The 11,019-nt window shown below is 71.8% G+C and carries 10 protein-coding genes; 6 read left to right on the top strand and 4 right to left on the bottom strand.

The window, feature by feature from the left end; genetic code table 11:
* The first annotated feature begins 112 nt into the window (after positions 1 to 112).
* Entirely contained in the window at positions 113 to 1,606 is a 1,494-nt protein-coding gene (locus tag GE300_RS01410) for a carboxypeptidase M32 (protein ID WP_154444167.1), read from the top strand.
* Here the strand turns inward: GE300_RS01410 and GE300_RS01415 are convergent.
* Positions 1,600 to 2,205, bottom strand: coding sequence for a methyltransferase domain-containing protein (locus GE300_RS01415; RefSeq protein ID WP_154444169.1), 606 nt, complete (start codon positions 2,203 to 2,205; stop codon positions 1,600 to 1,602). The two genes, GE300_RS01410 and GE300_RS01415, sit on opposite strands and share 7 nt — an antisense overlap.
* A gap of 169 nt (positions 2,206 to 2,374) precedes the next feature.
* Here GE300_RS01415 and GE300_RS01420 point away from each other — a divergent pair, with 169 nt between their 5' ends.
* Entirely contained in the window at positions 2,375 to 2,641 is a 267-nt protein-coding gene (locus GE300_RS01420; protein ID WP_154444171.1) for a hypothetical protein, read from the top strand.
* 82 nt (positions 2,642 to 2,723) lie between these two features.
* Here the strand turns inward: GE300_RS01420 and dapB are convergent, their stop codons facing one another.
* Positions 2,724 to 3,539 carry a 4-hydroxy-tetrahydrodipicolinate reductase gene (dapB, locus tag GE300_RS01425; protein WP_154444173.1) on the bottom strand — a complete coding sequence of 272 codons (816 nt, stop codon included), beginning with the start codon at positions 3,537 to 3,539 and terminating at the stop codon, positions 2,724 to 2,726.
* Between the two features lie 106 nt (positions 3,540 to 3,645).
* Between dapB and rbfA the strand changes: the two genes are divergently transcribed.
* Positions 3,646 to 4,071, top strand: a complete 426-nt coding sequence (gene rbfA / locus GE300_RS01430; RefSeq protein WP_154444175.1) for a 30S ribosome-binding factor RbfA — start codon at positions 3,646 to 3,648, stop codon at positions 4,069 to 4,071.
* A gap of 4 nt (positions 4,072 to 4,075) precedes the next feature.
* Positions 4,076 to 5,014, top strand: coding sequence for a tRNA pseudouridine(55) synthase TruB (gene truB / locus GE300_RS01435; protein WP_154444177.1), 939 nt, complete (start codon positions 4,076 to 4,078; stop codon positions 5,012 to 5,014).
* 318 nt (positions 5,015 to 5,332) lie between these two features.
* Here truB and aspS read toward each other — a convergent pair whose 3' ends face one another.
* Complete coding sequence (aspS, locus tag GE300_RS01440) at positions 5,333 to 7,198, bottom strand: aspartate--tRNA ligase (protein ID WP_154444179.1); 1,866 nt, start codon at positions 7,196 to 7,198, stop codon at positions 5,333 to 5,335.
* Positions 7,199 to 7,382: 184 nt separating this feature from the next.
* Here aspS and GE300_RS01445 point away from each other — a divergent pair, with 184 nt between their 5' ends.
* A complete protein-coding gene (locus GE300_RS01445; RefSeq protein ID WP_154444181.1) occupies positions 7,383 to 8,645 on the top strand; it encodes a glycosyltransferase family 87 protein in 1,263 nt (420 codons plus the stop codon).
* Here the strand turns inward: GE300_RS01445 and GE300_RS01450 are convergent.
* Positions 8,621 to 9,283, bottom strand: a complete 663-nt coding sequence (locus GE300_RS01450) for a CPBP family intramembrane glutamic endopeptidase (RefSeq protein WP_233416694.1) — start codon at positions 9,281 to 9,283, stop codon at positions 8,621 to 8,623. The genes GE300_RS01445 and GE300_RS01450 overlap by 25 nt on opposite strands.
* A gap of 125 nt (positions 9,284 to 9,408) precedes the next feature.
* Between GE300_RS01450 and GE300_RS01455 the strand changes: the two genes are divergently transcribed.
* Positions 9,409 to 10,641, top strand: a complete 1,233-nt coding sequence (locus tag GE300_RS01455; protein WP_154444183.1) for an SAM-dependent methyltransferase — start codon at positions 9,409 to 9,411, stop codon at positions 10,639 to 10,641.
* Positions 10,642 to 11,019: the final 378 nt, after the last annotated feature.

Consider the following 11,019-nt stretch of genomic DNA (forward strand, 5'->3'; position numbering starts at 1 on the left):
CGCGCAGCCTGCCCGCAGCCGCGCCGCCGCGCAAGCGCCAGCGGGCTTGCGGCCGCGCCACGCCGCGCTAGGCTCGGCGGCGTTCCGCCACGCAAGCAGGATCCCGCCGACGATGACCGCCCCCTACGACGCGCTGATCGCCCACACCCGCGAAACCGTCGCCCTGATGCAGGCCGACGAGATGCTGGGCTGGGACCAGGAAACGATGATGCCGCCGCGCGGCGCGGCGATGCGCGCCGAACAGGCGGCGGCGCTGGCGACGGCGATCCATGCCCGCGCCACCGACCCGCGCGTCGGCGACTGGCTGGAGCGGATCGACGCCGCCGCCCTGCCCGGCCCGGCGCAGCGCAACGTGGCGCTGGTCCGCAGGTCCTACCGGCGGGCGACGCGGCTGCCGCAGGGCCTCGGCGCGGCGCTGGCGCGCGCCACCGCCGCCGGCGTCGCCGCCTGGGCGGCGGCGCGCAAGGCGCAGGACGCGGCGCTGCTGGCCCCGGCGCTGACCGCGATCGTGGCGCTGAAGCGGGACGAGGCGCAGGCCCTGGCCGAGCCGGGACAGGCGCCCTACGACGCGCTGCTCGACGATTACGAGCCGGGGATGTCCGCGGCCACGCTGCTGCCGATGCTCGAGGCGCTGCGCGCGCCGCTGTCCGGGCTGCGCGCCGCGATCGCCGCCCGGCCGGCGCCGCCGCGGCTGACCGGGCACTACCCGGCCGCGGCGCAGCTGGCGCTGGCGCGGCAGGTGGCGCAGGTATTCGGCTACGCGCTGGACGCCGGCCGCATCGACCTGGCGGCGCACCCGTTCTGCGCCGGCCAGGGCGGCGACGTGCGCATCACCACCCGCGTCGACGAGGCCGACCCGCTGAACTGCCTGCTGTCGACGATCCACGAGACCGGCCACGCGGTCTACAACCAGACCATGCCCGAGGACACGCTCTACGAGCCGATCGGCACCCACGCCTCGATGGGCGTGCACGAAAGCCAGAGCCGGATGATGGAGAACCAGATCGCCCGCTCGCGCACCTTCGCCGAGTTCCTGCAGCCGCTGCTGGCGCGGCACTTCCCCGATGCGGCCCCCGCCGACCCGCAGGCGCTGCACGCGGCGATGAACCGGGTCGAGACCGGCTTCATCCGCACCGAGGCGGACGAGGTACACTACAACCTGCACGTCATCCTGCGCACCCGGCTGGAATCGGCGCTGATCGACGGCAGCCTCGCGGTGGCCGACCTGGAGGAGGCGTGGAACAGCGCCTTCCACGCCGATTTCGGCGTCGCCGTGCCGACGCCGGCGCAGGGCGTGCTGCAGGACATCCACTGGCCCAAGGGCCTGTTCGGCTATTTCCCGACCTATGCGCTGGGCAACATCTACGCGGCCGAGCTGTTCGCCGCGCTGCGCGCCGACCTGCCGGACCTCGACGCGCGCCTCGCGCGGGGCGAGATGTCGGGCGTGCTGGACTGGCTGGCGGCGCGGATCCACCGGCCGGCCAACACCCTGCCCCCGGCCGAGCTGATCGCCCGCGCCGTCGGCCACGCCCCGACCGCGGCGCCGCTCGTCGCCTATCTGCGCGAAAAGTTCGGCGCGCTCTACGGGCTGGATGCGGCTCAGTAGATGCCGGGCTTGTCCGCCGCCGCGACGCCGGCATAGGCCACCGGGCGCAGCCCGGCCGGCAGCGGCCACCACCGGGACAGGCCGCACACCGCGCCGGGGGTCAGCCCGACCGCGGCCAGCATCTCGCGCGTCTCGGCGGGCGGCAGGCAGCCCGGCGGCCGGGCCCGGGCCAGCAGCGGCGGCGCGACCGCATCGTACAGCAGCCGGCCGCGGTGCTTCAGCACGCGGGCGGCCTCGGCCAGCAGCCGCTCGGCCGGCGCCGGCTGCGCCGCCAGCCGCGGGCACAAGACCAGCTCGAAACTCGCCTCGCGGAACGGCAGCAGGTCGCGCCGGTCGGCCGACGCCGCGGCGACGCCGTGCCAGTGCGCCCGCGCGCCCAGCCTTGCCGCCGCCGCCGCCAGCCCGCTGTCGTCGTCCTCCAGCACCAGCACCTGTAGACCGCTCCAGCGGCGCGCGGACAACTGCCGGAAGCGGCGCATGCGGGCCGCGGTACGGGGCCGGCGCGGCGGCCGCGACTCGGCGGCAGCGTCCGCGGTGGCGGCCGAGGTGGCGCCCGCGGTGGCGCCCGAGGTGGCGTCCGAGGCATCGCGGGCGTTCATGCGGCCGGACCCGCGCGGCCGCATCGGCGCGGCATCATCTCTACAGATCGCATTGTTTGAACCTGATCGCGCAAGATCTTGATCACGCCCCGGCGGAAGTTCGCAACATCCCGTGTTCGCCACATTTAAACCACATTCCTTCCGCGAACTTGCACGCAGGAGTAGCGTAATGATGTTCTTCGTCTGTGCCCTCGCCGGAATGATCGGCGCCAGCATGGCGGCAGGTATCCTGCCCGGCCAAAGCATTCATGGCGTGCCGAACCTCGCTCTCGGTGCCCTCGGCGGTACCGTCGCCTTCGCCGCGACGGTCGAGTTGCTGCTGCTCGAACCGGGCGTCTCGGTGTTCCTGCAGTTCCTGGTCATCGGCGGCATCTCCGGCGCGCTGATGACGCTTGCCATCGGCAGCCTGCGCAACATCCTGCGCAACGGCCACTGACGCGCTGCCGACACCGACACCACATTCGCCGCCTCCGCCGGCGCACTCGCGGCGTCGGCCGGGCGGCGCGGGCGCCGGCACCTCACCCGCCGAGCCCCAGCACGTCGAGCATGTCGTAGCCCCCCGGCGGCCGGCCGTGCCCCCACAGCGCCGCCTTCAGCGCACCGCGGGCAAAGATCATCCGGTCGGTGGCGACATGGCGCAGCACGATGCGCTCGCCGTCGGCGGCGAAGATCACGTCGTGCTCGCCCGCGACATCGCCGCCGCGCAGCGCGGCGAAGCCGATGTCGCCCCGGGTGCGCGCCCCGGTCTGCCCGTCGCGGCCGCGATCGGCGGCGTCGGCCAGCCGCACGCCGCGGCCCGCGGCGGCGGCCTCGCCCAGCATCAGCGCCGTGCCCGAGGGCGCATCGACCTTGTGCCGGTGGTGCATCTCGACGATCTCGATGTCGAAATCCGCGTCCAGCGCCGCGGCGACCCGTTTCGTCAGCAGCGTCAGCAGGTTCACCCCCAGGCTCATGTTGCCGGCGCGGATCTGCACCGCGTGACGCTGCGCCGGGGCCAGCGCCGCGACCTGCGCCTCGGTCATGCCGGTGGTGCCGATCACATGCACGCAGCGCGCCTGCGCCGCCAGCGTGGCGTTCTCCAGCGTCGCCTCGGGGGTGGTGAAGTCCAGCACCGCGTCGGCGCCGGCGAACACCTCCAGCGGGTCGGCGCTGACCACCACGCCGCGCGCGGCGCCGCCCATCGCCTCGCCCAGGTCGCGGCCGATCCAGGCGTGGCCGGGGCGCTCGGTCACGCCGGTCAGGTGCGCGCGGTCGCTTTCGCCCACCGCGCGTATCAGCATCTGCCCCATGCGGCCGGCGCCGCCCAGCACCGCCACCCTGATCGCATCGCCCATCTCGCTGTCCTTTCCGGCCCTCGGTTCCGGCCCAACCCATAGCGCGGGCCTGACCGCTTGGCAAAGCCGCCCGTCTGGCCTAGATGGAGCGAAAGCGAGGTATCCCATGGCACGAAACACTCACAGCGGCGGCGCGCCCAGCCAGCGCCAGCTGCGCGTGGCCGAGCTGATCCGCCGCGCGCTCTCGGACGCCTTCGCGCGCGGCGACCTGCACGATCCGGACCTGGCCGGCACCTCGATCACCGTCGGCGAGGTCCGCACCAGCCCCGACCTGAAGCACGCCACCGTGTTCGTGCTGCCGCTGGGCGGGCGCGACGTCGGGTTCGTCCTCGAGGCGCTGAACCGCAACCGCGGCGAGCTGCGCCGCCACGTCAACCGCGCGGTGACGCTGAAATACTCGCCCGAGCTGAAGTTCGTCGAGGACCGCAGCTTCGACCAGATGGACCACACCCGCCGGCTGCTGTCGGACCCGAAGGTGCAGCGCGACCTGTCGGCGCACGACGCCGACGCACAACACGACCCCGAGGAGTGACGCCATGGCACGTCGCAAGAACGGCCGGGACCTGACCGGCTGGCTGCTCGTGGACAAGCCCGCGGGCCCGACCTCGACCGATATCGTGAACCGCGCCCGCTGGCTGCTGCAGGCGAAGAAGGCCGGGCATGCCGGCACGCTGGACCCGGCGGCGACCGGGCTGCTGGTGATCGCCTTCGGCGAGGCGACCAAGGCCCTGCCCTACATTACCGACGCGCTGAAGGCGTACCGCTTCACCGTCGCCTGGGGCGCGGCCACCAACACCGACGACGCCGAGGGCGAGGTGATCGAGACCTCGGACCGGCGCCCGACGCCCGACCGGATCCGCGCCGCGCTGCCCGCGTTCACCGGCGACATCGAGCAGGTGCCGCCGGCGTTCTCGGCGGTCAAGGTGGACGGCCAGCGCGCCTATGCCCTGGCCCGCAAGGGCGACGCGCCCGAGCTCGAGGCGCGCCCGCTGTTCGTCGACCGGCTGGAGCTGATCGAGACCCCCGACGCCGATTCGGCGGTGCTGGAGATGGTCTGCGGCAAGGGCGGCTACGTGCGCGCCATCGCCCGCGACCTGGGGCGCGAGCTGGGCTGCCTGGGGCACACGCGGAGCCTCCGCCGGCTGTGGTCCGGGCCGTTCTCGGTCGCGGACGGGCAGGACGAAGGCGGGCAGGACGAAGGCGGGCCCGCGCTGGCCTGGTCGGAAGAGCTGACCGCCGGGCAGGTCGAATCGGCGCTGCTGCCGCTCGAGGCCGGTCTGGACGAACTGGCGCGGTGCCGCTGCGACCAGGCCGCCTACGGCCGCCTGCGCAACGGCAACGAGGCGCCGGTGATTTCCACCGACGCCGCGAATGGCGATGATTGCTGGGCAAGTGTTGGCGGGCGCCCAGTGGCGCTCGGCACCTACAGGTTCGGGCATTTCTACCCCAACCGTGTCTTCAACCTGCCGGCCTAGGATCGACAGATCAGAAGATCGGTGCCGGCGTCACCCCCCATGCGGCGCCCGCCAGAACCAGGACCAAGGCGCCGATCACGCAAACCCGCGCCGCATCCATCAAGTCTGACTGATTTACCATTTAAGATCCCCTGAGGTACCGCTGAATAACGACTCACACTCACAACACCGCAGCCCCCTCACGGTAGCCACATTTATACCAAATTTGCGCCGAAAAAGAAGCTAAAATCGGGTTAACGGGTGCGAAGCCTCACACCCAAGACGCGAACGCGGCCCCCGAAGGAGCCGCGTTTTCGTTTTGAATCAAGGGGTTGAGCGTCAATCGCGCGGGATCAGCCGCAGGCCGAGTTCGCGCAGCTGCTCGTTCGTGGGATCGCTCGGGGCCTGCATCATCAGGTCCTCGGCGCGCTGATTCATCGGGAACATGATCACTTCGCGGATGTTCGCGGTGTCCGCCAGCAGCATCACGATGCGGTCGATTCCCGCCGCGCAGCCGCCGTGCGGCGGGGCGCCGTACTGGAACGCGTTGACCATGCCGCCGAACCGCTTGCGCACCTCGTCCTCGCCGTAACCGGCCAGCGCGAACGCCTTCAGCATCACGTCCAGCTTGTGGTTCCGGATCGCGCCCGAGACGATCTCGTAGCCGTTGCAGGCCAGGTCGTACTGATAGCCCAGCACCTGCAGCGGATCGCCCTCGAGCGCCTCCAGCCCGCCCTGCGGCATCGAGAACGGGTTGTGCGAGAAATCCACCTTCCCGCTCTCGGGTTCCTTCTCGTACATCGGGAAGTCGACGATCCAGGCGAAGGCATAGCGGTCCTGCTCGGTCAACCCCAGCTCGTCGCCGATCACGGTGCGCGCACGCCCCGCCACCGGCTCGAACGCCGCCGGTTTGCCGCCCAGGAAGAACGCCGCGTCGCCGACGCCCAGGCCAAGCTGCTGCCGGATCGCTTCGGTCCGCTCGGGACCGATGTTCTTGGCCAGTGGCCCCGCGGCCTCCATGTATTTTTCAGTCTCGAGCCTTAGGTCACCCGTCTCAGCGTCACGAACAACCATTGTTGGAGCCGGTGGCGCATCTGGCGTTCCCAAAGTGCGCTTTTCCGCTTCGCGCCAGAAAATATAGCCCATGCCCGGCAGACCCTGCTGCTGGGCGAACTTGTTCATCCGGTCGCAGAACTTGCGGCTGCCGCCGGTCGGCGCGGGGATGGCGCGGATCTCGTTGCCGTCCTGCTCCAGCAGGCTGGCGAAGATCGCGAAGCCCGAGCCGCGGAAATGCTCGGACACGTCCTGCATCCGGATCGGGTTGCGCAGGTCCGGCTTGTCAGTGCCGTACCACAGCGCCGCGTCGGCATAGCTGATCTGCGGCCACTCGGCGTCGACCTTGTGGCCCTCGCCGAATTCCTCGAACACGCCCTGCAGCACCGGCTGGATGGTGTCGAACACGTCCTGCTGGGTGACGAAGCTCATCTCCATGTCCAGCTGGTAGAAGTCGGTGGGGCTGCGGTCGGCGCGCGGGTCCTCGTCGCGGAAACAGGGCGCGATCTGGAAGTACTTGTCGAAGCCCGAGACCATGATCAGCTGCTTGAACTGCTGCGGCGCCTGCGGCAGCGCATAGAACTTGCCCGGATGCAGCCGGCTGGGCACCAGGAAGTCGCGCGCGCCCTCGGGGCTCGAGGCGGTTATGATCGGCGTCTGGTACTCGCGAAAGCCCTTGTCCCACATCCGCTTGCGCATCGAGGCGACGACATCCGAGCGCAGCGTCATGTTGCGCTGCATGTGCTCGCGCCGCAGGTCGATGTAGCGATAGCGCAGCCGGGTCTCCTCGGGGTAGTCCTGCTCGCCGAACACCGGCAGCGGCAGCTCCTCGGACGCGCCCAGCACCTCCATGTCGCGGATGAAGACCTCGATCTCGCCGGTGGGGATGTTCGGGTTCACCAGGTTCGCGTCGCGGGCCTTCACCTCGCCGTCGACGCGGATCACCCACTCGCTGCGCACCTTCTCGACCTCGGCGAACACCGGGCTGTCGGGATCGGCCAGCACCTGGGTAACGCCGTAGTGGTCGCGCAGGTCGATGAACAGGATGCCGCCGTGGTCGCGCACCCGGTGGACCCAGCCCGACAGGCGGACGGTCTGGCCGACATCGGCCTTGGTCAGCGCGGCGCAGGTGTGGCTGCGGTAAGGATGCATGTGCGGAACTCCGGGGGTTCTGGGACGCGGGCCGGTACACAGGCTTGCGCCCCGATTGTCAAGCGCCGCGCGCGCCCGCACGGCGTGCGCCCGCACCGGGCGCGGTGCGGCCGGGTGCGGGCGTGGCCGGCGTTGACGGGCGTTGGCGATTGCGCGCCGGCGGCCGGCGCGGCTAGATGGAGCCATGGCCACCGCCCTCGCCCTCGGACCCGCGGACCGCCGCGCCGATCTCGCGCTCTGCCTCGGGCTGGCGGTGGCGTTCGCGGTCTGGATCCAGGCAGCCTACGGCGGGCGGATCTCGGCCGACCTGGCGTCGCTGTACATCGCCGCGCGGCTGGTCGATGCCGGGCAGTGGGCGGACGTCTACTGGCAGGGCACCGGCGGCGCCTCGGCCGGCTGGCTGGCCGAGGCGCAGGCCGCCGGCGAGACGGTGCGCGCGCACACCTTCCTGTACCCGCCGCTGTGGCCGCAGGCGCTGGCGCCGGTGGCCGCGGCGCTGTCGCCCGAGAGGTTCGCGGCGCTGTTCCTGGGGCTGAACACCGCCGCGCACCTGGGCAGCGCGCTGCTCGCCTGGCGGCTGTTCGACCGGCCCGGGCCGCTGTGGCCGTGGATCGCCACCGCCGCAGGCATGGTGCCGCTGACGGTGATCGGCGGCTCGGCGTTCTTCTACAACCAGCCGCAGCCGCTGCTTGGTGTGGCGATCCTGGCGGGGCTGTGGCTGGCGGTCACCGACCGGCCGCACCGGGCGGCGCTGCTGTTCGCGCTGGCCGCCTCGGTGAAGATCTACCCGGTGCTGTTCGCCGCGATCTTCGTGCTGCGCGGGCAGTGGGCGGCGCTGGCGACCGCCGCCGCCGCCGGCGCGGCGCTGCTGGCGGCCAGCCTCGCCGCCGGCGGGCTCGACGCCAACCTGGCCTACGCCGCGCTGCTGGCCGAGCTGCAGGGCAAGATCTCGGTGGCGATGAACAACCTCGGACTGCCGGGGGTGCTGGCGCACCTGCAGGCGCTGCTGACCGGCGAGGCGCTGCCGCGCGCGAACTTCGTGCCCGGCCGCGGCTGGATCCGCGCCGCCGACCTTGCGGTGCTGGCCGCGGGCGTGGCGCTGCTGGCGCTTGCCGGCCGCGGCCAGCCGCCGGCGTGGTGGCGGCAGGGCGCGGTGCCGGCGCTGTTCCTGCTGGTCTCGCTGGCGGTGCCGCTGGCCTGGACGCATTATTTCACCCCGGCGCTGTGCCTGCTGCCGGGGCTCTATGTGCTGCTGCCGGCGCGGCGCGCGACGCTGGTCGCGGCGGCGGTGCTGGTGCCGCATTCCACCGCCTTCTTCGCCGGCATTGCCAAGCCCGCCGCCAGCGCCGGGATCTACCCGCTGGCCGGCTTCCCGGCGCTGGCGCTGCTGGGCGTTGTGTTCGCGCTTGCGGCGCGGCGGCGTCAGCGCCCGACCGCGCCCGAGTAGAACAGGATCCCCAGTCCGGTGGTGAACAGGATCTGCCCGGCGACCGCGTGCAGCAGCAGCGCCGCGCCGAAGCTGCCGCGGACCGCGTACAGCCAGCCGAACAGCCAGCCGCCGGCGAAGGTGATCCCCATCACCAGCGGGTCCGCGTACATCAGATGCGCCACCGAGAACAGCAGCGCGTTCGCCCACACCGCGATCCGCACCGAGGGGAACAGCTGCCCGTAGCGGCGGAAGAACAGCGGCCGGAACAGCAGCTCCTGCGGCAGCGCCGACAGCAGCGGATACAGCACCAGGATCATCAGCCACAGCGACGGCTGCTGCTTCGGCAGGAAGAACAGCATGTGCGGGAACAGCGCCAGGGTGCCGGCCACGCCGACCGCGGCGGTCAGCGCCAGCGCCGCCAGCAGCACCGGCCACGGCACCGGCCCGCGCAGCAGCTCGGCCCAGTCGAATCCCGGCGTGCGGTGCAGCAGCAGGATGCCGACGCCGGTCATCACCCCCAGCACGGTGAACATCGCCGTCGGCGGCAGCAGGAACGCCAGCGTCAGCGGCACGCCGACGAACAGCGCCGAGAACTCGATCACCAGCCGCAGCCTGCGCCGCCGTGCAGGATCCATCGTCACTGCGATCTCGGTCATCCCCGACACTCCCGTCCGCGCCCGAGGTTAATGATAACGCAGACATTCCGCCGCGCCAGTGCCGGCGCGGCTTGCGCCGCCGCGATCCTGCCCCGATAACGGGGCCGCCGACCAAGGAGCCGCTGATGGAAGACACGCTGCACCGCCTGCTCTCGACGATCATCGGCGACGGCAGGCTCGAGGTCGCCTACCCCTCGGGGCGGCGCGAAAGCTACGGCCGCGGGCCGCTGGAAAGCGCGGTACGCTTCACCGACCGGCGGGCGATGGCGCGGGTGGCGCACGACCCGACGCTGGGCGTGGGCGAGATGTACATGGATGGAAGGCTGATCGTCGAGCATGGCTCGATCTACGACTTCCTGTCGGTGACCAAGCGCAACGCCTCGCCCCGGGCGGCGACGCCGGGGGCGATCGGCCACCACCTGTGGCGCGCCGCCGGGGCCTCGGTCCGGCGCCGCGCCGGGCTGAGCCGGGCGCGGCGCAACATCGCCCACCACTACGATCTGGACGAGCGGCTGTTCCGCCTGTTCCTGGACCCGGACCTGAACTACTCCTGCGCCTATTTCGAGCATGACGGGCAGGATCTGGACGACGCGCAGCTGGCCAAGCAGCGGCACATCGCCGGCAAGCTGCTCAGCCGGCCGGGCGGGCGCGCGATCGACCTGGGCTGCGGCTGGGGCGGCATGGGCCTGTACCTGGCCGAAGTCGCGCAGCAGTCGGTCACCGGCGTCACCCTCAGCGCCGAGCAGGCCCGCGTCGCCCGCACCCGCGCCCGCGCCCGCGGCGCCAACGCCTGCTTCCTGCACCGCGACTACCGCCACGCCGCCGGGCAGTACGACCACGTCGTCTCGGTCGGCGTGCTGGAGCATGTCGGCCTGCCGCAGATGCAGACCTTCTTCGACAAGGTGGCGGCGCTGCTGGACAAGAAGGGCACCGCCGTCATCCACTCGATGGGGCGCACGAAACCGGCGCCCTATTCGCAGCCCTTCGGCGAGAAGTACATCTTCCCCGGCGGCTATATCCCCGCCCTGTCCGAGGTGATCCCCGCGGCCGAGCGCGCCGGGCTGCTGGTCAAGGACGTCGAGATCCTGCCGCTGCACTACGCCCGCACCTGCCGGCTGTGGCGCGAGCGGTTCCTGGCCAACCGCGATGCGGTGCTGGACCTCTACGACGAGCGTTTCCTGCGCATGTGGGAGATCTACCTCGCCGCCTCCGAGGCCAGCTTCCGCCACGACCGGATCTTCGTCTTCCACCTGCTGCTGGCCCGCCACCAGGACCGCGTGCCGGTGCGTCGCGGCTGGCTGGAGCCCGAGAAGGAGCGGCTGCAAACGCTCGAAGCCGCGCGCCCCGGCATCGGCTGAGACCGGCGCGGCGGACCGTGCGGGGCCGTGCGGCCGTAGCGGCCGAGCGACCCGAGCTTACCCCGACACCTAAAATTGCGCGCGCCGACGCGCCGCGTCCGCTCGCTCCGGGCGCACTCGGGCCGGGTTCGGGCCGGGTTGAGCCGGGTTCGGGACGGGCTCGGGACGGGCTCGGTGGGCTGAGGGCCTCCGGGCGACGCGGCGGCGGAAACATGGCCGGCGTGCGGCCGCAGGACGGATCGCACGCCGAGGTTGCCGAATCAGTGCTCCGGATCGCTTGGCTCCGGCTCGCAGATTGGCAATAAACCGTGGTTTAGGCGCGCGCCTCGGCTATCAACCATTTATGTAAGCAAAAAAATAAATCAGCTCGCTTCGGCT

This window comes from Halovulum marinum (assembly GCF_009697225.1).
GTDB classification, from domain to species: Bacteria; Pseudomonadota; Alphaproteobacteria; order Rhodobacterales; family Rhodobacteraceae; genus Halovulum; species Halovulum marinum.

Bases quoted from the DNA above. Each gene is read 5' to 3' on its own strand.
- dapB (WP_154444173.1), bottom strand. From the start codon at position 3,539: ATGGGCGATGCGATCAGGGTGGCGGTGCTGGGCGGCGCCGGCCGCATG.
- GE300_RS01420 (WP_154444171.1), top strand. From the start codon at position 2,375: ATGATGTTCTTCGTCTGTGCCCTCGCCGGAATGATCGGCGCCAGCATG.
- GE300_RS01410 (WP_154444167.1), top strand. From the start codon at position 113: ATGACCGCCCCCTACGACGCGCTGATCGCCCACACCCGCGAAACCGTC.
- GE300_RS01450 (WP_233416694.1), bottom strand. From the start codon at position 9,283: ATGACCGAGATCGCAGTGACGATGGATCCTGCACGGCGGCGCAGGCTG.
- GE300_RS01455 (WP_154444183.1), top strand. From the start codon at position 9,409: ATGGAAGACACGCTGCACCGCCTGCTCTCGACGATCATCGGCGACGGC.
- GE300_RS01445 (WP_154444181.1), top strand. From the start codon at position 7,383: ATGGCCACCGCCCTCGCCCTCGGACCCGCGGACCGCCGCGCCGATCTC.
- GE300_RS01415 (WP_154444169.1), bottom strand. From the start codon at position 2,205: ATGAACGCCCGCGATGCCTCGGACGCCACCTCGGGCGCCACCGCGGGC.
- truB (WP_154444177.1), top strand. From the start codon at position 4,076: ATGGCACGTCGCAAGAACGGCCGGGACCTGACCGGCTGGCTGCTCGTG.
- aspS (WP_154444179.1), bottom strand. From the start codon at position 7,198: ATGCATCCTTACCGCAGCCACACCTGCGCCGCGCTGACCAAGGCCGAT.
- rbfA (WP_154444175.1), top strand. From the start codon at position 3,646: ATGGCACGAAACACTCACAGCGGCGGCGCGCCCAGCCAGCGCCAGCTG.